Annotated in this window: 9 protein-coding genes and 1 pseudogene; all 10 read right to left on the bottom strand. The window is 40.4% G+C overall.

Going from position 1 to position 25312, the window contains the following annotated elements:
* Window positions 1-448: 448 nt before the first annotated feature.
* Window positions 449-591: pseudogene (locus GAB14E_RS25180) on the bottom strand (IS630 family transposase); the annotation flags it as partial.
* 19 nt (window positions 592-610) lie between these two features.
* Window positions 611-3550 (bottom strand): amino acid adenylation domain-containing protein, encoded by a 2940-nt coding sequence (locus GAB14E_RS24315; RefSeq protein ID WP_052094133.1) that lies wholly within the window; start codon window positions 3548-3550, stop codon window positions 611-613.
* Between the two features lie 112 nt (window positions 3551-3662).
* Window positions 3663-4487 carry an SDR family oxidoreductase gene (locus GAB14E_RS00920; protein ID WP_033084522.1) on the bottom strand — a complete coding sequence of 275 codons (825 nt, stop codon included), beginning with the start codon at window positions 4485-4487 and terminating at the stop codon, window positions 3663-3665.
* Window positions 4484-5221 carry a thioesterase II family protein gene (locus GAB14E_RS00925; protein WP_052094132.1) on the bottom strand — a complete coding sequence of 246 codons (738 nt, stop codon included), beginning with the start codon at window positions 5219-5221 and terminating at the stop codon, window positions 4484-4486. The genes GAB14E_RS00920 and GAB14E_RS00925 overlap by 4 nt, the downstream gene beginning before the upstream one ends.
* A gap of 330 nt (window positions 5222-5551) precedes the next feature.
* Window positions 5552-5677 (bottom strand): TauD/TfdA family dioxygenase, encoded by a 126-nt coding sequence (locus GAB14E_RS25675; RefSeq protein WP_414734070.1) that lies wholly within the window; start codon window positions 5675-5677, stop codon window positions 5552-5554.
* Between the two features lie 406 nt (window positions 5678-6083).
* Window positions 6084-6920 (bottom strand): thioesterase domain-containing protein, encoded by an 837-nt coding sequence (locus tag GAB14E_RS00930; RefSeq protein ID WP_033084519.1) that lies wholly within the window; start codon window positions 6918-6920, stop codon window positions 6084-6086.
* 178 nt (window positions 6921-7098) lie between these two features.
* A complete protein-coding gene (locus tag GAB14E_RS00935) occupies window positions 7099-14265 on the bottom strand; it encodes a non-ribosomal peptide synthetase (RefSeq protein WP_052094130.1) in 7167 nt (2388 codons plus the stop codon).
* Window positions 14256-18788: a MupA/Atu3671 family FMN-dependent luciferase-like monooxygenase gene (locus tag GAB14E_RS00940; RefSeq protein ID WP_052094129.1), complete on the bottom strand. Its 4533-nt coding sequence runs from the start codon at window positions 18786-18788 to the stop codon at window positions 14256-14258. Before GAB14E_RS00940 ends, GAB14E_RS00935 begins: the two co-directional genes overlap by 10 nt.
* A 1-nt stretch (window position 18789) precedes the next feature.
* Entirely contained in the window at window positions 18790-22254 is a 3465-nt protein-coding gene (locus tag GAB14E_RS00945) for a non-ribosomal peptide synthetase (protein WP_033084518.1), read from the bottom strand.
* The gene (locus GAB14E_RS00950; RefSeq protein ID WP_231562111.1) at window positions 22251-25295 is read right to left on the bottom strand and encodes a non-ribosomal peptide synthetase; all 3045 of its coding nucleotides are present in this window, start codon (window positions 25293-25295) and stop codon (window positions 22251-22253) included. Before GAB14E_RS00950 ends, GAB14E_RS00945 begins: the two co-directional genes overlap by 4 nt.
* Window positions 25296-25312: the final 17 nt, after the last annotated feature.

Below are 25312 nucleotides of genomic sequence, written 5' to 3'. Positions count from 1 at the left end.
ACAAAAGAATATTTAGCTTAAAGCGTTGGTGGAGCGTCGCGGTAAAAATGTTCGGTCGTGGCGTTAGCGAATAAAACAGTGAGAACAGCTTTCGCTATGCTAACCCAAGGTACAGAATACAAAGCAGGCTAACTCTCTGTTAAAAAGAGTTCATACAACAAAAATGCAATAAACGAAGTAAAAATCCACCCGTTTAGTCAGTAACGGGTAGAGGACCGTTGAGCTCGCTTAATAGATTTGACAATGGGTTCGCGTAAATATCATAGAGCCAAAGATAGCTTCTCAAATAGAGATCGCACTTAAGCCAGCTATTGGTCAATCAAGCGCTTTGATTGATTAGCGTGTTTTGACGTAAATCAACTAGGACATTGTTAAATCCTCTCACATAAAAATAATAGCACCACCCTACTTCCCCTTCAAAGTAATGCTCAAATAACAATGGATGTCCGAGTTGATTTTTTTGAAATTGCTGTTGCCTTACGGCTCTTGGCGACTACCCATTTCAGCCCACAAACGAGTGGTTGTATTTTGTTGTCCAAACCGCGCTTCACCTTGGAACCGCACGTCAACTTTACTTAATGTTATATGGCCAAATTATCTTCAACTTACTTCACTCTGTAATTGTTTCGACTACTCTATTGGTAATGACATTACTACAATTAATCAAATTATGTATCGTTTGATGAATATATATATCTCGTAAGTGTATAGACGATAAACCAATTTTTTCCATTGCTGTAGAAATTCTTATCGCATAAAGCGAATTACCACCTAAATCAAAAAAGTTATCGTGGGCACTAACGGGTTGAGTCAAAACTTCTTGCCAAATTTCGGTCAATTTCTGTTCAATAGATTTTTCTCTTGATGCGTCTGCATTGACCTTTTTTTCAGTATCACCTTCAAAATGGGTTCGACTCTTAGTGCTTTTGCTAATGCCCTTAGCTTTATACACTGGAATAACCATCTGATCTATTCTCTTAAGATCGAGTTTACCATTTGGTGTCAGCGGCATTTCGGACACTTGCTGGTAGCTCACTGATTGCATGTGATCGGGCAAGTATCTCTTAGCATGTCTTATTACATCGTCAATAGATATTCTTTCCAACATTACATAGGTGTCTAATCTTGCACTGGCTTGATCTGTAGGATCTGACTGACTAAATTTAACAGCTGCTGCCGTGACCCCCTCTAGCGATAACAGAGTATTTCTTATCTCTCCTAATTCGATTCTAAAACCTCGCAGTTTAATCTGATCATCTAACCTCCCCATATGTAACAAATTACCGTCTTCCAACATTATGCCTTTATCACCACTTTTATACATGATACCTCGATGGAACGGGTTCTCAACAAAACGTTCAGATGTCAGTTGAGTTTTATTGTGATATTTTATTGCAACACCAACACCACCTACATAAATTTCACCGCTAACACCCGGCGGCTGCATTTTTTGATTATCATCAAGTACATATACATCCCATCCAGATAGTGCCTTACCCACAGAGGAGGAAGCGGTAACAGCATGATGTCGGGTTATATTTTCTGAAGTTACGTGAATAGTGGTTTCAGTAATACCATACATATTAATCAACCGGCACTGGGTTTCAGGATAACGATCCAACCAAGGCAATAAAGCTTTAGTATCAAGTGCTTCTCCTCCAAATATAACCAAGCGTAGGTTATCACCTATAGGGTTACTTACTTCTTCCTTAATCAATGAAACAAAGGCTGATGGTGTTTGATTTAGTACAGTCACTTTTTTATCTCGTAATAAATTGATAAATTCATTAACACTGCGACTTGTCCAATAAGGCACAATCACCAATTTTGCCCCTGTCAGTAAACATCCCCAAATCTCCCAAACTGAAAAGTCAAAAGCAGTGGAATGAAATAGGGTCCAAACATCTTCATTATTAAATTGAAAATCATCCGTAGTCGAATTGACCAAATGACTAAGGTTACTATGCGGGATCACTACACCTTTGGGCTTACCTGTTGACCCTGACGTATATATAATATAGGCAGCATCATCTACACTCAAATTTGCAACCGCTGGTGGAGCTGTACTATAGCTACGACAATCTTGGAAAAAAGATTCACTGGCAATCAATCTAGCTGGTTCTACTTGGTTTATTTCAGTTAATTCACTGATTAAAAATTTCAAATTTCCATCAATACAGGTAAATGCAATTCGCTCAAGGGGGTAGGTTGGATCTATAGGTACATAAACCGCCCCTACTTTGAGGATGGCCAGCATAGAAACAACCATATCAAACGATCGAGACAAACAAATTCCGATATGGTCTCCTTTAACAACGCTCTTTTCAAGCAATGCATGTGCGATCTGATTCGCTTTATCATCAAGTTCCCGATAGGTAAGCTGGTTATCTCCATAGCAAAGTGCTACTCTTTCAGGTTGGTTTTTAGCCAGCTGGAATATTCTTTCATTAATACTAATTGGCTTATCTAGCCTGATCTCATTCCTACCCAACTCGGCAATAATTTTTTCTTCACATGCACTCAATAAACCGCTATGACGTAAAAAACAGGCTGTTTCTTCCTCTGCTTTACTCGCAATACGACCCAGAAAGCAGAGCATTCGTTTAATTAATTTATGGCAAAATAATTGTTTATTAAACATCAAAAGCAATGATAATGTATTGTGAGCATTTTTCGTAATGATAAATGTCAAGGGAGTCAATGGTCCCAAACAAGGCAGATAATACCAGTTCATGATCTCATGCGTGAGTTCAGCTTCATTGCAATCCCAGAGAATACTAACTTTGCTATCTGCCAATTCATTTATTGAGTCTTTAACAGAATTTACACCCATTTGAACATCAACATTTGTGGATAAAGTATACAATCCATCTTGATCATTGACATTTAATGCAAGGGGTCTGTACTTATCCTTGCTGTCAAATGATCTTCTATTGGTGTTATCACATTGAAAAAATGACACTGATTTTTCATTATCTAGCTCAAATACAGATAAAACATAACCTAAAACGGCTAATAATCTATTGATATCTGCTAAATTAGATAGTTCGACACATTCAACTCCTGTATTTATCGCTTCAAAACCAGGCATCGCATAAAAGAAATCAAAATCTGTTACTGACAATGGCTGAGCCTGTAACGTTGAATTTCCCTCTAAAACTATACCATTACAAACTAGACTATTTACTATCGCCACTAATGCTGCTTTATCAAAAATTGATTTATCAGCAACTACAATCAAATCGGAAAGCCCATTCCCATAAACCAACAGAGTCGCTCTAACACCAAGATCGCTGTTATAAATTGGACGATTAAATTCTTTTGATACGCTTGCTTTCGCCAAGCCAGAATCAGCTACATCAGCTATAGATTCTATCCATAATTTTGAAGACACATATGATATCGCACTGTGTTGAATTTGCAATTGTACTAGCAGTTGTTGCCAACGCTGTTCAATTGCATTGGCTGATTGATTTATTCTCGCGCAGATTGCATGTGAATTTGCTGCAACATTGTTACTAATAGATCTAGATGATTTGATACTACTCATTCATTAATTCCATTGACTTGTCGATTTGGCTGAGACTGATACTCAAAAAACAATGTTTCGGGGATTAATCCCTCGATAGAATAAAAGTCGATTATTCGGGTCATAGCCTATTTTATTTAACTGAAAATCCGCCATCCACTGTAATAACACTCCCTGTCATTCTCGGACTGGCATCAGATGCCAACCAAACAGCAGCATCGGCAATATCTTGTGGTTCTACCAATTCATTCATCGGTTGCGCCTGAACAAAAGTTGCTTCATGTTCACTGACTTGCACCTCTAGTGCGCGAGCAATTTCAGACAACATGATACCTTCTACTTCTTTTGAATCTCTTACCGAACCTGGACATATCGCATTTACCTTGATTTTTAGCGGTGCATAATCAAGCGCGACTGCTTTGGTCAATCCAATAATGCCATGCTTGGCAGCAACATATCCTGAGAAATGACGATATCCAACCACTCCGGCAGTAGAGGCGATATTGATAATGCTACCCGTCCGCTGCTCAGCCATATGTTTACCAACTGCCTTAATCATTCGCCAGGCACCATTGAGGTCAATATCAATCATTACCTGCCATTGCTCTTCAGTAACCTCATGAACAATTTTGCCCGAAGGTGCGGCAATTCCTGCATTATTAAGTAAAATATCAATTTTACCAAATCTTGCGATGCCACTATCTATAGCCTGCTCTATTTGGTCCATACTGCGGATGTCAACTTTACAAACCTGAACAGTTGAGCCAAGTTCTTTACATAGTTGCCCGGTATAATCCAGCTGGCTTAACGAACCCAAAACATAAGGTACTGAATCTATATTTTCACAAATATCAATTATTACTAAGTCTGCGCCATTTTTAGCAAACTCTATTGCACTGGCACGACCAAGACCACGAGCCGCACCAGTAATAACAGCTACTTTTCCCTGAAGGCTCAAAATATTCCCTCTTCTAATAAATTTTCTGACTGTGTTGTTTGTTCAATTAAAGATAATAGTTCTTTAGCTTGGTCAACAAAAAACATGTGAGCACCATTCATTTCTTTATACTCAATTGATTGACTGGTTGCATGGCGCCAATTTTGAACTTGCTCTGAACTAACCAAATTATCCTTATCACCTCGTAGAACGACGATAGGTACATCAATACAGGCATTTTTTTCAGCAATATAAGATTCATGCATTTCAACATCAGCCCTTAAAGCCGGCATAATCAGCTCTCGCATCATTTCATTTTCCAGTGCTTCATGCTTATATTCTGAAAATTCGAACACTTTTTCAATGAAAGCATCATCATCCAACCCTGTCGCTTTTTGCGTTCGTGGCGTCCATGGATCTGGTGAACCACTCACAATAAGGGACATCAAGGGAAAATTCAGCTTAAGTAAACACTGAGCTACTTCAAAGGCCAGTACAGCGCCAAGGCTATGCCCAAATAAAACAATCGGGTTGTCCAAGTCAATATCATTATTAGATAATAATTCTCTACAAATACCTTCAGCAGCTAAACGAACATCAGTATAAACCGGTTCAATAAAGCGCTTTTCTCTGCCTGGGAGCCCAATCGCCTCAATAGTAATATTGTCTGAAAGTTCAATCCACTCATTAAAAAATGAAGTTCCGGCACCTGCAAATGGCAGACAAATCAGTGTTGTTTTTTCATCAGTATTCAAAATTTTTTTACTCTTTTATTTGTTATAATTTTTCAATCATCAATCATCCTAAAGGACAGACAGCAGACCCTATGTCCCAAAGAGCAAGAGGCCTAAGACTATCAACTAGTATTAGTTTATTTTAATGCGTTAATAGGTTGCGACTTAACAATTCTCCTTAATGGTATAAAACACGCTATAAATGACGTAAGTGAAATAAGAATAAATGTTACAACCAAAGCCGAAACCTCAATCGAAATATCATAATTCATCTTTTGGGTTAAATACATATATAGAGCAATAGGTATCATAATACTAATTGCCCATCCATAAGCCAAAAGTTTAGCAGAATCAGTAAATATACCTTGAATCACTGATCGCTGTTGCCCCTCCGGTTTGGCTCGGCAACAGACATAAAAAGCCAATACTATTGGGCCAGATTTTTGAGTAAGCATTTTCATTGTGCTGAGGTATCACTTCCTCTGCAGCATACTCAGTAGCCGTATAAACATTACCTCTGAGACCTGTTCTGGGGTAGAAGGTAATTATACTGCAACAACGGAGAACCAAATAAAGACTCAAGCAAATTACCAAATTGTTTGGAGCTATTTCTTTTTAGCCCCCGGGTTAATAATGCTCCATTTTGTTTAAGTAATCGTTGAATATGAGTGACATTTTTCTCTGCCCATGCTGATAATTATCACTCCCCTACGTTCAACAATAATTTAATGCCATTTGCTTCTTCCAAAGAGTTAACCGTTACAGAATCAATATCTTGAATCCATGGTATCTCAACATCAGATAATATCATTTAGAATTCATATAATAATTTGTAGTAAGTATTTTCAATAATGACATGTTTACAACTTGGTATAATATCTAATTAAAACAGCCTTATTTTCAACTGGTTAACTGTTTTATCAAGGTAGGGTGGTTGATTAATATCGTCATCTTGATTTTTTAATTTTACCCCTTTAATAACATCGAGCTCTCCCGAGGTAATATTGTCCCAATCAAACCATGGCATCATCCTATTATTAAATTCTGGTGCTATATAACGATCAAACAAAACCACATCAAATGAAGAGCCTGAAACAGAATGTTTTTTTAAGGCATTACGCATAAAGTACAATGCTTTTATTCCTTTACGAACCCATTTCTCATCCTTGATAAATTCATTTCCTTGTTGTTGCTTAATCTCATTAATAATGGAATCAATCACAAATTTTAACTTATGATCTTCCAACAATGGCCAATCAAGTCGTTCTAGATTAAGCATATATTTGAGCAATAAATAATCTTTAATAAATAAATAACGCTCTTTTTCATCACTGTTCGATCCCATCAGGCTTGAAAGAAGCTTCGAACCAATTATTACTAATTTATTTATTTGTTCACCAGCCAACGACAACTGATAAGCTACTTCATAAGCAATTGGCCCTCCTGAACAATAGCCAATTAAAGTATATGGACCTGTTTCTTGTACCGCTTTTATCGTATCCACATGATATTCAGCTAATTCAGGAAGAGAACTGTATTCAAAATCATCATAAATTAATGGCTCTTCCAATCCATAAAATTTAGCTTCTTCCGACATTTTTTCAGCAAACCCATTATAAACATTAATTCCGCCACCCATGGTATGTAAACAAAATACATTGGTGGTGGACGTTGATTTATTTAACTCAATTAAAGTTGGCAATTTTAACTTCAATTCCATTATAACTTCTCCTCTCATCGCCATAATGCAATCTCACACCGATGATTTGTAGTTTTTTAATAACAATACCGATAACTATTGATTGTGAGAAAACGTATTCGTTTCAATAGGATCAGTAAATCAACATTAAACGCCCGATATCTATCGGGCGCAATACCCTATCTACGCTTTAAATAATTCAATCTTTTTTGATAAGATCATTTTTAAAATTAGCCAGTAAACTGTGCCAATTATTTTCATCAATCAGTGAACTATGCGTGGCAATAATACAAATTTGTCTATCATTATGGTTAAGGTAAGCCAATCCTATTAAATCGCCATTAAGCGCCATAATTTTATCATTCAAGCGCCTACTTTGCTTTTCTATAAAATTATCAACATCTGTGACTGTTTCATCTAATATTTGCCAAATCGAATTTTTCTCTTTCCTGCTTCGATTAGCAGCCACTAAGACATGCTCACCGTTATTCTCTATAACTTTATAATTCAATAATTCATTTGATAATAACTTGTTAATCGCATAACGTAAATAAGTTTCATTGAACGGTGTATCGATCTCAAAGTGTTCAATCAAGCATTGACCTTTATCAAGCATGGTGATAGGCAAATCATGCTCATTTTCATCTATAAGATCAAACACGGTTGAATCACATAAAGCCTCAATTGTTCGATGTGTCCATAACTGGCCGATACTGATTGAAAGCCCATGCTGCTCCATGACATTAATTAATCGTAATGCAATTATGGAATCACCGCCAAGTTCAAAAAAGTCATCTGTAATACCAACTCGTTTAACGCCTAGAATATTTTGCCAAATATCGCACAATTGTTTTTGCTTCTCTGAATCTGCAGAAGGTTTTACATAAAAAGTTTGCTCTTGTGAAAAATCAGCTGCTAACAAGGATTTACGATCAAATTTGCCATTATTTGTTAGAGGAAATTTATCTAACAAAATAAATTCTAATGGGATCATATATTCGGGTAACACTTGCTTAAGTGCTGATTTTAACTCATAGCGTAATAATTTAACGTCTTCACTTTCAAGGTCAAGCGCTTTTGTCGGTACAATATAAGCCGACAGATGTTTATCACCATTATTATTTTCCCGGCCCAATACCACGACATCTTTTACCGTAAAATGCGTCGATAATACATGCTCTATTTCCCCTAATTCGATGCGAAAGCCACGTATTTTAACTTGATGATCTATTCGAGACAAAAACTTTAACTTACCATCAGGGAGCCGTTGCACAAAATCACCTGTTTTATATAGGCGCTCGCTACTATTGCAATTGTCTTTATCGTAAAAAGGATTTTCAATGAACTTTTCAGCAGTTAAATCGGCTCGGTTTAAATATCCGCGAGCTAAACCTACTCCACCAATGTGCAGTTCGCCCGGCAAGCCGTGTGGAACAAGCTTTAACTTATCATCCAGTAAGTAAAAGCTTGTATTGCCCACCGGGGCACCTATATCGACGGTTCGCGCTAAACTCATTTGAGCAGTGGCTGACCAAACACAAGTTTCTGTTGGACCGTACATATTCCAAAGTTCAATATTGTGCCGTTTGAGCAGCGCATTTTTTAATTGCTCTGTCAGTACTTCCCCACCACAGAGCACTTTAATCTTGTGCTCAGGCTGCCAGTTATTTTCAACTAATATCTTCCAGGTAGATGGGGTTGCCTGCATGATAGTAACATGATGTTTTTCAATCAAATTTTGTAAGTTTTCTGGCGTGGTAACCGCTCGTTTAGGAGCAATAATTAAAGTAGCCCCATTCGTAATGGGTAAGAAAATTTCAAGCGTATGAATATCGAAACACAGAGAAGTTACCGCGAGTAATTGATCTTGCTTATCACAGCCAGATTGAGATTTAATACCGTTAAGCAAATTATTTAGCTGTTCGTGCTCAACCATTACACCTTTAGGTTGTCCCGTTGAACCCGAGGTATAAATCACATAAGCAAGATGATTAGCTTGCAAACCATACTGTGTTTTACTAATGTTTGCTGCTGAATATTCATTTATTTGTTCTGAAACTAGTAGTTCATCTATATATAAGGCCTGCTCTTTTGACACAGCTTTACATTCACTTAAACTACTTTGTGTTAAAACAGTCTTTAATTCAGCATCCTCAATCATATATTTCAATCGGTCTTCTGGATATTCAGGATCAAGTGGTACATAGGCCCCTCCCGCTTTAAGAATGGCGAGAATACCCACAACCATTTCCAATGAACGTTCAACGCAAAGGCCCACTAAAGTATCTGGCTTGATATCGTGATTATCTAACAGGTAATGTGCTAACTGATTGGACTTATCATTTAGCTGCTTGTAAGTAAGCTGTTGTTCTTTGAATACTAAGGCTATATTATCTGGATTTTCTTCAACTTTCTGCTCAAATAACTCATGGATACACTTATCTTTCGGGTAATCAGAACAGGTCTCATTTAGCTCATGCACTAAGTGTTTTATTTCTGTGTTTGGCAACACAGATATTTGCTTAACTGGGGTTTTATCATCCTGCTCAAGTGCTTCGAGTAATGACATTACTGCTGTTTGCATATAATCAGCAATACGTTGAACCTCAACGCTTTTGTCTATTTGAAAATCAAATGAAAAATCTTGACTTTTGCCATTATCGTTTACTGATAGATTAAATGGATAATTCGTGCGTTCCTGCGAACCTAAAGTGATATAAGCAGTTTCATAGGTCTGTATTTCATTATCTACCTCATTTATCTCAGCCTTAAATGTCTCTACTTTATTATGCCGATAATTCAGATTTGCACTGAATAATGGCACAGAGCCTCCCAAACCACTACAACGCTGAGCTTGCGCTAACGAGGCTTGCTCATAAGGTATAAGTGATAAAAGCCCATCATGTACTTGCTGAACTACCAATTTTGCATCTAAATCATTAAGCGTCACTCTTAGCGGTAAAGTATTTATCATCATCCCTAACGCATTTTCACTGTTTTCATCACCATTCATACGACCCGATAAAACCGTACCAAATACAACATCATCGTGACCACAGCATACCGATAACACCATGGACCACGCCGTATGAAAGAAACTTGCTGGGCTTTGTTTCTCCTGACGCATGATTTTTCTAATGCGGGTAGATACCTCCTCACCCACATCAACATGCAATTCAACTATATCACTGCCATCTCCTGTAACATCACTTAACCCAAAGGGTAAAGTGGCTTCTTCCACATCACCCAATTGCTGTGTGAAAAAACCCTCTATGTCTAATGTCGCATGATTATGCAATGTACGCGCTATAAACTCCCGATACAACACAGGGACAGGTAAACTATCAGCCATACCTCGTTGAAATAATGCAACTTCCGACATGATGATTTCTATAGAAACGTTGTCGATCAACAAATGGTGTTTTTTCAACAACGCTAAATATTGCCCTGACTGCTCATCTTTCACTACTTGCAATTGAATCAAAGGTGCCGTTTCAAGCTCAATACGATGAGCACCATTATCTGCATAGCTAAAAAAAGCCTCTCGTACATTATCAGCATTATCAAAGTTTAGATATTCTATCGGTAACTGAGCCTCCTTATATACAACTTGTAATGCAGTTTCACGATTGCGCCACAATACCGCCGTACGTAAAACATCATAGCGCTCAATGGTGAAATTAAGGCATGATATAAAGTGCTCAAGTGATTGTTCATTAGAAAGCTCATAGTAAGAAAGAATGACATAAGGGTCGCGCTGCTCAGTAACATTATGTATATACAATATCCCCTTTTGCAACTCTGCAAGCGGATAAATATCTTGAATATTACTCGCACCACCTGGCACCTTTGCAAAGATATCATCCAACTCAGATTGCATTAAATCAACTAATGGCAACATCTCAGGTGTAATGTAATCACAGTTTTCTGGGATTAAATTCTCTGGCACCACAAAATCAATGGCGTCAGTATCTGCATTAACAAGTATACTCGCCAGGACTTGTAGGTTAGCTGATTTATACACAGACGGCACATCAATACTTAACCCTAATTTCTTAATACGTGCCACTAATTGAATAATCAATAAAGAATGGCCACCGAGTTCAAAAAAGTTCGCGGTGATGCTAATAGTATCCGCATTCAAATCAAGTAAGTCGGCCCAAATTACAACTAGGCTTTTCTCTGCTTTAGTTTCAGGGGGGAGATACTCACCCTGCATGCAACTGCCATCTGGTGTTGGCAAGGATTTTTTATCTATCTTACCGTTAGGCGTTAATGGCCACTGTTCAACCAGCATAATAATGTTTGGTACCATGTACTCGGGTAACTGTTGTCCAAGCGATGCTTTGGCTGCTGTTATATAATTTGCTACATCCTGTTCAGCTATCGCATTTTGTGGCTTAACATAACCTACCAATTGCTGACTGCCTGCTAATTCCTTTGCCATCACTAAGGCTGAGTCAACTGAGTCGAGTTGCGTTAACTGCGCTTCAACTTCACCTAACTCTATCCTGAATCCGCGTATTTTTACTTGGTCATCAGCACGGCCGATAAATTCAAGATTACCGTCAGCTAAATAACGTACTAAGTCCCCTGTTCTGTATAAACGCGGAGCGCTATTGGCTTTGTTTTTATCGTAAAATGGGTTAGAGATAAAACACTCTGCTGTTAACTCAGGGCGATTTAAGTATCCGCGAGCAAGTCCAGCCCCACCAATATATAACTCTCCTACAACTCCTAGCGGTAACAATTGCTGAACCGAGGAAAAAAGATACGCTTCACAATTATCAATGGGTCTACCTATAGTCACCAATTTTGAAACAGACATTTCTGCAAAGGTGCTAGTTACCGTTGCCTCAGTTGGACCATAACAATTAATTAAATTAACCTCTTCAAGTAGTGAAATTACTTCGCTATTGATATTCCCACCACCAGAAATAAGGTACTTAAGAGAATTAGTTACTTTGATACTACTCTTATCCAATACTGAATACGGAAAAACAGCATGGGTTATCTTATTTTTCTCTATAATATCAAATAAATAAGCGCCTCCCCTTTTAATTTCGTGACCAATATAAACACAACTTCCCGATAACAAGCCACCTAACAAATAACCATTACCTGCATCAAAACTAATGGATAATGGATTCAATATTTTACTGTTACTGTCGTAGCATAAATGACGTTGGTCAGATAATGCAAAATTAACAAAAGCCTGATGCTCTATCATAACGCCTTTGGGCTGACCGGTTGAACCCGAAGTATAAATCACATAAGCTAAGTGCGATGAGGTCAATCCGCTATTTGCGACTGTGAGGTTGTTTTTACCATACCGACTACAAAAATGACTCTGGCTATCGACATGATTTTCATCTGTATCACCCAAGCCATCCAGCATCACAACTGCACCATTAAAGCCTGAAAGCACTTTTTGTACCTGAACCTGACTCAATACAAGCTCTAACTGGGCATCTTCAAGCATATAGCTGATACGATCTTGTGGGTAACTTGGATCCAGTGGTACATAGGCGCCACCCGCTTTTAATATAGCGATAATACCTATCACCATTTCCAGTGAGCGCTCAACACACAAACCTACTAAGGTATCTGGTTTTATATCATGCTGTATTTTGAGGTAATGCGCTAATTGATTGGATTTTTCATTTAATTGCTTATAGGTAAGTTGCTTATCTTCAAACACCACTGCTATGTTATTTGGATTTAGCTCAGCTTGCTGCTCAAAAAACTCATGGATACACTTATCCTTCGGATAATCTGCCTGTGTATCATTAAGCTCATGCACTAAGTGGTGTATCTGGGCCTCACTAAGTACCCCGACTTCAAATACACTTTTATCTGGGGTCTGTAACAGGGTAATTAACAGGCGCTCAAAACTACCTGCCATAAGTGCTATCGTACTTCTCTCAAATAAATCGCTATCGTATTCCCAGTCAAGCTGTAACCCATATTCATTCTCTGTCACATTCAGCGTTAAATCATATTTTGCTACTCTGCTCCTTTCTCCGCTTGATAGCAGGGTTAATCCAGGCAGCTCCAGTGTGCCTTCTTCATTGTTTTGTAAAACCAACATTACCTGAAACAGCGGGCTGTGATTTAAGCTACGCGCTGGTTGAAGGGTTTCGACAATCAGTTCGAAAGGGATCTGTTGATGGGCATAGGCATCCAGTAACATTGCTTTGCTTTGATTTAATAAACCTCTAAAACTGGGGTTGGCTGATAAATCATTGCGCAGTACCAAGTTATTAACAAAGAAACCAATCAGACCAGCGACTTCTGGTTGCTCACGATTTGCGATTGAGGTGCCCATCACAATATCGGTTTCATTACTATAACGGGCGAGCAATACCGCAAAAGCAGCCTGTAATCCCATAAAGAGAGTTGCACCATTAACCTGACAAAAACGATAAAGGGTATCGTAACTGCTGCGCTGAATATGCGAGCTAACTATTTGTCCGTTAAAATTCTGTACTGCGGGACGTATCTTACCCAACGGAAGACTGTGCACCGCAGGTAATCCTGCTAACTGTTTTTTCCAATAACCTAGTTGTTCATCCAATACCTCGTCCTGCAACCAGTTTCGTTGCCAGTGGGCGTAATCGGCGTACTGTATGTCTAGCGGTGTGAGAGGGTCTGGTTGGCCTTGTGAGAAAGCCGTGTATAGTGATGAAAATTCATTCAGTAAAATTCCCATTGACCAGCCATCAGATGCAATATGGTGCATGTTGAATAGTAATACATGTACTGTCTCACCCAACTTCAATACACTCGCCCGTAACATCAAACTTCGACTTAAATCAAAAGGGGCGACCGCATCCTGCTCGATAGCCTTGGTCAGCGCCCTGGTTTGTACTTCTCCCTGCAGGTTAGACAAATCTGTTAGCGGCAGGGTGAATATAACTTCCTGTAGGATAACTTGAACGGCCTGACCATCGTCGTCCTCTCTGAAGACAGTACGTAAACTTTCATGGCGCTGGATAATTTTATTAAAGGTGAACTCTAATGCATCGAGATTTAACTCACCTGATAAGGTTAGTGCTGCTGGCATGTGGTAATGGCAACTACCACCATCGATTTTATCCAGTAACCATAGGCGTTGCTGGGCAAAAGACATAGGGATCAAGCTAGTATCTTGGTCAATCTTGGTTATCTCTTTTCTGTGAACTGTTTTTGTATGCAGGCTCAGAAAATCGATGATCTCTGCCTTATGTTTCTGGATATCCCGTTTCAGATCGGCATCGAAGCGCGCCCCTTTTGTTTGTTTAAAACCCAAAGCTCCTTTTTCGATAAATAGATAAACCCCCGTTTCCTGAGATTTTTTAATTATCTGTTCTGCAATTAAAGCCATCCTTCAACCTCTACTTCTTCATCTGTTAATGCTGCTGACTTCATGACCAACAGTGCACGATCTATCACCAATGCCATATCCCGCAATACCGGAGCTTCAAACACCGCCCTGACATCAATTTCAATGGCAAACTGTTTGCAAATATCGGCGACCAGGCGTAACGATAACAAAGAATGACCACCAAGATTAAAGAAGTTGCCCATGGCACTGATCTTGCCCGTTTCAAGTTGCAATACACCGTACCAGATCTCGGCCAGTGCTTTTTCAGTCTCACCATCAGGCTCAATATGGCGGGCACCCGACTGTTGCCCGTCCAAGGCCGGCAAGGCCCTTTTATCAAGCTTACCGTTAGGCGTCAACGGCCAATGTGCCACTAGGACAAAGACTGCGGGGATCATAAAGTCCGGCACCTGGGTCGCTAGGTATTGACGCAACCTGTCAGCCAATGTATGTTGCTCGACATTAGCTTGGCCATCTTTCATACGGATATAAGCGACTAGGGTACGCTTGTCATTGTCGTTTTTATGCGCCAAGATAAAACTCGAATCAACCCCGTCAAATTCATTGATATAATGTTCTATTTCACCCAATTCAATGCGGAAACCATTAAATTTTATTTGTTCATCGAGTCGACCCAAAAACCTGAGTCGGCCATCAGCAGAGCGTTGCACTAGGTCACCAGTTTTATACATGATTTCGCTATCACCGCTGGTAAACGGATCGGTGATAAACTGGCTCATGGTCAGTTCATGGCGGTTGAAATACCCCCCAGCAACACCATCACCAGCAATGCACAACTCTCCGACAATGCCATCTGGCACCAACTGATGTTGGCGATCTAGAATATAAAAACGGGTATTAGCCATAGGTAAACCGATACGTACATCGCTACTATCTATGCGGTCAATCGCAGACCAAATAGTGGTTTCCGTCGGTCCGTACATGTTGTAGATGACACCCGAGACATGCTCAACCAGTTTAGAGGCGACCCCAGGGGCGATTGCTTCTCCACCGACCAGTAACATTTTCAGTTGATTCAGCCCTTGCTGACCATCTTGATTATTAACCCAGTCATTGATAAAGGAAGGTGTACACTGCATATGAGTGACATTATATTTTTTAATCAATGCCAACGGTGACCATTCCCTCAATAAGCGCTTAGACAACAACTTTTGTCTGGCGCTACCTTGCTTGCATAACTTTTGCAGACTGGCCAGGTAAGGAAGGCTGGCCAGCACTGTGTGGTTATCGATACCAAAATCAATCAGGCTGGCCACTTCATTGACACCTATGGCGGTAAATTCTGCTACCTTGGTCTGGCAAGCTTGCACGCTGCCAAACAGGCCGAAAGATTGATAATAACGCTGGAAAGCGAATTCAAGTACCACCTCGGGATCTTTTTCCCAATCCACTCCTTCGTCCACTTCCGTGCCCTCGACCAAAGACTTGATCAGGTGCAATGAATGGCGAAGATAATTTTTCAACGGCTCTCGTACAATTTCCTTAATATCAGGGTCATCACTGACAAAGGTGTGCAGCATAAGGGCCACTTTCCCTTGCTCACGGTCAAAGCCTGCTTTTTCTAGGGCATCACGATACAATTTAATTTTTTCACCCAGCTCTTCAATGCTATGTCCGAGCAAATGGGTCAGTACATTGGCACCAATGGAACCTGCGTATTCAAAGGTAACCGGTGAAGTAGCTGCGGTGATCCAGGTCGGCATGTTTGCCTGTATCGGACTGGGATGCAATTGGATGTCTACTTCCTTGCCCTGCCCGTTGGTGCGTTTAATACTCTCTCCCCGCCACAGGTTTTGTACTATATTCAGGTTATCACGCATTACCTGGTGACGCGTTTCAAATACTTCTGGCACAAAAACAAAGTCATTGGGGTGCCAGCCCGATGCAATGGCCACTTCCACCCGACCGTTAGACAGGTTATCCACCATAGACCATTCCTCGGCGACCCTGATTGGGTCATGCAAAGGCAAAACTACACTACCGGCACGAATGGCAATATTATCGGTTAAGGCTGCCACTGCCGCTGCGGCAACTGATGGATTAGGAAATTGATCGCCGAAATTGGCAAAATGACGTTCAGGTACCCAAACCCCGGACAAGCCGTTTTTATCGGCGAATTTTGCCCCTTCTAATAACAATTCATACTTGTTAACGCCGGATTTGGATTCTTCTGCTGCAAAATAAAACAAGCTAATATCCAGCTCACAGGGTTGTGAAATATCTGCCGGACGGTCCGGTTGAATAACAATCTTGTTGCCTTGGCTGAGGGTCCAGAGTAATTCCAGTACCGAAATATCAAAACTGATGCTGGTCACCGCCAGCCAGGTAGCCTGATGTTCTGACTGGCCCAGTGTCTGGTTTAACCCAGTGAAGAAATTAAGTGCGTTTTTATGGCTTACCATGACCCCTTTAGGGTTGCCCGTAGACCCCGAAGTATAAATCATATAGGCCAGGCTGGAGGACCTTAACGCAGGGTTCTCAATGGCTATATTGGCGACATCCTCATCATCCCTTATCAGGCTTTTAGTGTCTATACAGATAACCATAACCGAATCATCCAGCTCAAACATCGGCAGAATATCCGTTTGGGTCAGCAAATATCTGATCCCCGAATCAGCTAGGATATGGGCCAGACGGTTTGCTGGATAACCTGGATCCATAGGCACATATGCTCCGCCAGCCTTGAGGATAGCTAACAAGGAAATCATCATTTCCATGGAGCGTTCAACACAGATCCCCACTAGGGTATCTGCCGTGATCTGATAATTTTCCACCAAGTGAAGGGCCAGTTGGTTGGCCTTGTGGTTCAACTCAGCATAAGTGAGCTCAGTGTCTTCAAATACTAAGGCCACTGCATCCGGGGTTCTGGCAGCCTGGGCTTCAAACAACTGGTGAATACACAGATCATCCTGATAGTCGATCTGGGTATCATTCCATTGCAGCACCTGCTGTTGCAGTTGCCTTTGGTTAAGCAGGTCGACTGTAAATACATCTTTGTCAGGATTTTGAAGCAACTGCTCCAGTAAATGCGAAAAGTGTTCTGCCATCCCACGGATAGTATCATGGCTAAACAGATCAGTATTGTAGTTCCAAGTGATCCCTAACCCCTCAGACAGCTCAGTCACGTGAAAAATGAGATCATACTTAGCATCACTGTCCTGATTTTGTATCGATTCAAGGGTCAGCCCTGGCAATTCGCCTTCGCCTTGTTCAATGTTATGCAATATCAGCATCATCTGGTATAACGGGGTATAACTTAAGCTGCGCTCAGGTTGCAGCTTTTCAACTATTTGCTCAAAGGGTACCTGCTGATGCGCATAAGCATCAAGCAGCATGCCTTTGCTCTGCGCCAGTAATTGATTGAAGCTTGGATCATTAGACAAATCCATACGTAAAACCAGGGAATTCATGAAAAAGCCGATCAGGGGTGTAATTTCGGCTTGTTCTCGGTTGGCTATGGGGGTACCAAGCACGATATCCGTCTGATTGCTGTAGCGTGCCAGCAAGGTACAAATTGCCGCATTCAGTCCCATAAACAAGGTAGCACCATGACTTTGACATAGCTCCACCAGGGCCTGGGCATTATGCTGTTTTATCACTGAATAATGGTCGTCACCGTTAAAGGTTTGCACCGGTGGACGGGCACCTTCTAGCGGTAAACTATGCACCATGGGCAAATCGGCTAAGTGCCGGCTCCAGTAATCTAACTGTTTATCCAGCACATCATCCCTGAGCCAATTGCGTTGCCACTGGCTATAATCCGTATATTGCAATTCAAGTGGGGGTAACGGGTTAGCCAGCCCTTTGCTATAAGCGCCATACAAGGTAGTGAATTCATTGACCATCAGTCCCTTCGACCAGCCGTCAGAAGCAATATGATGCATGGTCGCCAACAATATATACTGCTGCTCATCGAGCCGTAATAGGGTTACCCGCAACATGAAATCAGCTGACAGGTCAAATATGCCGGTCACGTCCTCACCGACATGTTGCTTCAATGCTGCTGCCTGCACTTCACCTTCCAGATCAGATAAATCTATAACAGTCACGGCGAACCCGTCGGGCGCTTGCACCACTTGGATCGGCTGCTCACTTTGTGACGCAACAAAGTAGGTTCTCAGGGCCTCATGCCGCTCAACTATGGTGCTGAATGCGGCTTTAAGGGCTTCAACATTGAGATCACCGTTCAATTTTAACGCCGTAGGCATATTATAATGACTACTGCCACCGTCAATCTTATCCAGTAACCACAAACGCAGCTGGGCAAAAGATAAAGGATACGAGGTGATATTTGTCGCTTTTTTTATCTTCCCTCCTTGGCGTTCACTCCCATGAATTTGTTCCAGAAACCGGATAATTTCAAGCTTATTTTGTTTGATTTTTTTGCCTATTTCCGAAGTAATGGCACCTAGCTTTGCATTGGACTTTAGCTCGCCTTTTTCTACAAACAGGTGAATACCTTTTTCATGTAATGATGTGAGAAACCTTTTTAAATCCTTCATGTTACCAAATGACCTCTTCTTGTTGTATATCTGCTGAAATATCAACATCGGGTATGTTAATTTTCTGTTGAGAAATTAGAAAATCGATATGTACGGCCAATTCAGTCACAGTCTGTAATTCAAACAAAGTTCTGATCGGCAGTCTTAGTTCATATCTTTCATCGATCTTAGTCATTAACTTTATTGCGCGTATTGAGTTTCCACCAACATCAAAAAAATTATCATTAATACCGATTGTTTCAATTTTCAAAATCTGTTGCCAAATTTCAATCAAAGCCCTTTCAGTCGCTGTTGAAGGTTCAATGTAATGAGCTTTGTGGGATGACATATCCGGCTTGGGCAAGCTGCTTCGATCAATTTTACCATCATGAGTAAGTGGCCACTCATGCATCAGGATAAATCGCTCTGGTATCATATAATCGGGTATCACTTGTTTAAGTGATTGTTGTATATTAGGCACCAATCCCACGTCATCAATATCTGTTTCATGGCCCAATTCAGGTTTAAGATAAGCAATTAACTGTTTATTGCCAATATCATTTTCTATCGTCAATACCAGCGCAGAATCAACACCTTCATGTTCACTTAACTGATGCTCAATTTCACCTAACTCAATTCTAAAACCTCTAAGTTTAACTTGCTCATCTGTTCGGCCAACGTATTCCAAATTACCATCAGCTAAATAACGGACCAAATCACCCGTTTTGTATAAGTATTTACTATTATTGACACTGTCAGCTTCATAATAAGGGTTGTTGACGAAACGATCTTGCGTCAATTCCGGGTTATTCAAATAACCACGCGCCAAACCATCTCCCCCTATATAAAGTTCCCCATAGCTGCCTATGGGGATTAAGCCCATGTTATTATCCATGATATAGAGCTGATGGTTAACAACCGCTTTACCTATGATACTCGTATTAGCTTTTATTGTTTCTGAGTACCTGTATCTGACAGCATCAATTGTACATTCTGTCGGACCGTAACTATTAACGACTTCATATCCTGTATCAACTAGCTTCTTTGCCAGACTCGTAGGTAACTTCTCACCACCTACCACTAGCGTTTTTAATAGCGACCTATGATAAATATTACATAGTTGATCTTTCATTGCTAATAAAAGCGCCGGGGTAATATTAGCTTTGGTTATCTCTTGAGTGACCAAAGTATTTATAAATAACTCTAAGTCAAATATTTTATTTTGGCTAAAAACTACGGTTTTCCCACCAAAAATCAAAGGTAATAAGTATTCCTCTAATGCGCCATCGACACAATATGAACTATAAAATATAAATGAAGCATTCTCTTCATATGAATAATAATCAACCTGAGATAGCAAATTATTAACCAGTGACTTATGCTCAATCATCACCCCTTTGGCTTGTCCCGTTGGACCTGAGGTATAAGTCACATAAGCCAAATCAGATGTTTTTTTAGTATCGGATTGTTTGAGGTTTGTTGCTGGATAATCCTGTGTTTTTTTCTGGTACATTTGTGGATTAATTTCAATAACATTGACATTGTCCGAAACATCCAGCCCGGTAATTAAATCTAACCGAGATAATAGATGCTTCAAGCCTGTATCTTGCAGCATATAGTCCAGCCTGACTTTAGGATAAGCAGGGTCAAGCGGTACATAAGCGCCACCGGCTTTAAGAATAGCCAAAACACTTACCATCAATTCCAGTGAACGCTCAATACAAATACCCACTAAGGTTTCATTATTCACACCTTGTTCAATTAAATAATGCGCCCATTGGTTTGATAGTTGGTTCAGCTCCCGGTAACTCAACTGTTTGTCTTCAATTACCACAGCAATAGCATTCGGAGTTTTCTCTACTTGCGCTTCAAACAATTCATGAATGCATTTATCTTTAGGATAGCTTAGTGCTGTATTATTCCATGTGACCAGTTGCTGATGATACTCCGCCTCACCCAGCATTTTCGCTTTAAATACATCTTGTTCTGGCGTGCATAACAAAGCTTCAAGTAATTGTTCAAAGTGTCTACCCATACCTGTTATGGTATCTGTGGTAAATAAGTCCGTATTGTATTCCCAACTTAATAATAAACCTTCTTCTTTTTCAGAGATATTAAGTATCACATCATACTTGGCAATAATGTCACTTTTCTGAACCTGACTCAGTTTAATATCGGGTATTTCAAGTGTTCCTTCGTCATTATTTTGTAAAACCAACATTATCTGAAAAAGAGGACTATGACTTAAACTACGCTCTGGTTGTAGTTTTTCTACAATCTGTTCAAATGGCACCTGTTGATGAGCATAAGCATCTAACAACATTCGCTTACTTCGGGCGATTAATTCAATAAACGATGGGTTATTTGATAAGTCACAGCGTAACACCAGGTTATTCATAAAAAAGCCAATTAAGGATGCGACTTCTGGCTGTTCCCGGTTGGCGCTAGGACTCCCCATAACAATATCGATTTCATTGCTGTAACGGGCGAGCAGTACTGAAAATACCGCATGCAGCCCCATAAATAATGTCGCGCCATTATCCTGACAAAATTGGTTTAAATTTTTATTTGTCTGCTTATTAATAATTAAGTCATAAGTCTCTCCGGTAAAACTTTGTACCAATGGACGTTTACTCTTTAACGGCAAACCATGCACTATGGGTAAATCTACTAACTGTTCTTCCCAGTATACAAGTTGCTTATCCAGGACTTCACCCTGTAGCCAGTTATGTTGCCAATAGGCATAATCAGCGTATTGGATCGGAAGAGGCTCTAAAGGGTTCTCCTTGCCTTGCGAATAAGCCGTGTATAAAGCGATAAATTCATTAATTAAAATTCCTCTTGACCATCCATCAGACGCAATATGGTGCATAGTCACTAACAATATATGCTCGACATCACTCAGTTTCAATATCTGCACCCGCAGCATAAAGTCACAACTTAAATCAAAAGGCTTGGCTGCATCCAATTCCACGCACTTCATCACTTTAGCTTGTTGCTCTTCGTCACTCATTGAAGAAAAATCTATAACCACAACATCAAACATCCCTGGATCCTGGATTTTTTGTACTGGCTGACCATCATCATCTTCAACAAAATATGTCCGCAGACTTTCATGACGTGAAACCAAACTACTAAAAGCTTTTGCTACGACATCAAGCTTTAATGCTCCAGTTATCTTTAACGCTTCAGGTATATTATAATGCGTACTTCCTCCATCGATCTTATCCAGTAACCATAACCTTTGTTGTGCAAAAGAAGTCACTAGGACATCACCTGGTTGTCTGTCAATAGGTTCAATCTGGGTGGTTTCAGCATTTTCACGCTTTTCTAATAACTCAACAAGTTCAACTTTAAGTGCGACGATTTGTGATTTTAACGCTTTATCCATTGCCCCCGCAGGTGCCTTAAACGCTAGCTTCCCATCATTGAGATAGAGTGTGATCCCCTTGTTTTTAACTTCTTTTAGTAACGCTACAAGATTCATAATAATCCACCTTCCATTTCATCATCTTCGCTTTCTACAACATCGGCCAATAAGGTTAATGGCTCTATATAAGCTGCAAGCTCTGCAATTGTTTTATGTTCAAACAACACCCGTACACTGATGGTGATATCAAACTCCTCTGTGATCCGGTTTACTACTTTCATCGCCAGTAACGAATGCCCCCCGATAGCAAAAAAGTCATGGGTAGTTCCTATGCTCATCGAAATATTCAGTAACTCCTGCCACATGACCACTAACTTGCTTTCTATCTCGGTGCCCGGTGCTACATAACCTGCACTGCTGTGCTCCATCGCCCAATCAGCCAGGGCTCGTTTATTGAGCTTGCCGTTAGACAAGTAAGGAAACGTTTCAACTTCGATCAACTGATGTGGCACCATGTATTCAGGCAATACGCTTTTCAGCATTTGCATTATTTCAGTTGCACTCGCTTTAGCTTCAATGATAAATAATGATAAATTATGGGACGAGGCACTGAAAATACATTTTGCTTGCTCGGCCAACCCTGCATTTAATACCAGCATTGTTATTTCATCAGGCTCTATCCTGAAACCATTTAGCTTAACCTGATCATCAAGTCGCTCCAGATACATCAGATTATTATCCGCCAATACCCGTACATGATCTCCGGTTTTGTAATAGTTTATTTGACTGGCTTCACAATAATGCATCGCCTCGTCGGTTAAGTCAGCTTGATGATAATAACCGTTAAACAGCGAGTCTCCTGCAATTTGCAACTCTCCTGATTCCCCTTTAGCAGCCTCGGTGCCATTTTCTTTAACTACCCGACAGCTCAGGTTATTCACCGGATAACCAATCGGCACAAAATCGGTGATTAGGCGCTCGTTAAAACGCCAAAAAGTGGCATCAATACAACATTCCGATGGCCCGTATAAGTTAACAATTTCACAGTTAAATACGCTCTGTGCCCTTCTTGCTGTCAGCATTTTTAACGCTTCACCACCACAAAATATGGTTTGAAGATTATGCTCATAGCCATCAAAACTATCTTCCGTCATAACCTCCAGTAACGAAGGTACTATTTGCATCCGGGTTATATGCTGCTCTGATACAATACGTCTAAATAATGACGGCTCATAGTTGATTTCGCTTGGGGCTATCACCATAGTCCCACCGACCAGCAGTGGACTCCAGAATTCCCAGATGGACGCATCAAAACTCGCCGATGTTCTTTGTAGAAAACGGTCTTGGGGCTTAAATGAAAATTCCTGGTTTATCCAGTTCATATGATTTAACAATGCTTTGTGGCTTATGCTAACACCTTTGGCTTTACCTGTTGAGCCTGAGGTGAATAAGATGTAGGCCAAATCGTCACTACCGATTGTTATGTCGGGTGTTGTTATGTCATAGCGCCCTAGTTCCAATGCGCTATAATCGATAGCTTGACACCCTTCAATAGAAAAATCGCCCTGACAAATAAATGCCTTTGCCTGTGCATCTTGTAACATGGTATTGATACGTTGTACGGGTAATTCAACATCTATCGGGATATAAGCGGCACCCGTTTTCATTACCGCTAGCATGGCGATAACAAATTCGATGGAACGAGTAAGGCAAAGTGCAATGGCATCACCTTTGCCAATGCCTGTTCCTATCAAGTAATGCGCCAGACGATTCGCACTGGCATTGATGTCACTTAAAGAGGCCATATCACCACCAACCTGAGTTACGGCTGCATCAGGGATATTAAGTGCCCTTTCGAATGATTTCAATACAGTGACATCATTGCCCGTAGTTACTTGTTTGCCCATCGCTTTGTAGCTGGGGGGGGGGGATATTTTGTTACCCTGAATGTGATCAACCAAGTTAGATTTGCACGAGGTAAGAAAATAATTTAATGCCTGTTCATCAATAAAATCACTATCGTAGGTTAACTGCAAACGGGTCGCATTGCCCTGGGTGATTAACATAAATTGTAATTTAAACGCTTCGGGGAAATAAGCAACTTGCTCTATTGTAGCTGCCGACCCAGAGGGTCTGTCTATACTATCAAAAATAAAGGTAAAACCGTCGTTTTCATGTGCATGCTCCTTTGCGAAACATTCACTGTAATCTATCGCCAACGCACTGCAATCACGTTCATTTTCAACGGCAATGTCGAATGAATCCGACACGTCGGGAAATAAAGGCACAGCCCGACTCAGTGGACCAATCGCTTCAGCCAATGTGCTATCGCCGCGGCTATCAAAGACTCTTGCCAATGAAGCCTCTTTTGAATATTTGGTGAGTGATAATCGTAAACTTGCACAGATAACTTCGGCTACCGTCGCCTGATGTTGAGAGGCGTAACTGTCGAGGTGATCAAATACATCACCCAGCTCAACGCTGGCAAAACTATACTGTCTGGTTGACGACTCGATAGTTGAAGCGTGCATATAACGCTGTAATGAAAACGGCTGTTGCAACCCCGCAATACTTTTATCCTTAGTCCAAAAGGCACGCGCATCAAGCAGGTCATCATCGAGCAGAAAATCAGCCAGCCAAGGGGCTAACTCAGCATACTGAATAATATCTTCATGCAGTCTTTCAAGACTCTGTTTCAGGTTACCATTACCGGCACTAAGCAAAAGGTCGAGCAGGTAATTAAGAGAAAAAGCATCGGTATTAATACCAGATAACTCCAGATATAACCAACAGGTATCGCCCATATCCGCCAACACTACTCGATGCCAGGGCGTTGATGAACCACAAGATTTTAGCTCATTGGTGATGTTGTTTTTTTGTTCAGCTATTTGGATTTCATCAAGGTGTTGCCAATTCAATTCGATAAAGTTAACAGCTACTTCTGATGAAATATTTTGCCATAAAGCACCTAACTCATCTAAATGGTAATGAGTACGCAGAATTTCAACACCATAGAGCAGTTTTTGTAAACAGACTTTAATATCCTGAGCCTGTAAAGTTCCATCGAAAACAGCACTAATAGTGGCAACATCAAACGACTTCTGCGAATTATTGTTCAGTTGCTTCCAATAGGTATGTTGAATTGGGGAAGCCAACACTTGGTTATTCATTTAAG

The organism is Colwellia psychrerythraea (assembly GCF_000764185.1).
GTDB lineage: Bacteria > Pseudomonadota > Gammaproteobacteria > Enterobacterales > Alteromonadaceae > Colwellia > Colwellia psychrerythraea_B.
The sequence above is the reverse complement of the archived record's forward strand: the minus strand, read 5'-3'. Positions and strand labels throughout refer to the sequence as shown.

What these genes read in the sequence shown, in the direction of transcription:
- GAB14E_RS24315 (WP_052094133.1), bottom strand. Translation starts at nt 3,550, where the DNA reads ATGAGTAGTATCAAATCATCTAGATCTATTAGTAACAATGTTGCAGCA.
- GAB14E_RS00930 (WP_033084519.1), bottom strand. Translation starts at nt 6,920, where the DNA reads ATGGAATTGAAGTTAAAATTGCCAACTTTAATTGAGTTAAATAAATCA.
- GAB14E_RS00935 (WP_052094130.1), bottom strand. Translation starts at nt 14,265, where the DNA reads ATGGCTTTAATTGCAGAACAGATAATTAAAAAATCTCAGGAAACGGGG.
- GAB14E_RS00940 (WP_052094129.1), bottom strand. Translation starts at nt 18,788, where the DNA reads ATGAAGGATTTAAAAAGGTTTCTCACATCATTACATGAAAAAGGTATT.
- GAB14E_RS00945 (WP_033084518.1), bottom strand. Translation starts at nt 22,254, where the DNA reads ATGAATCTTGTAGCGTTACTAAAAGAAGTTAAAAACAAGGGGATCACA.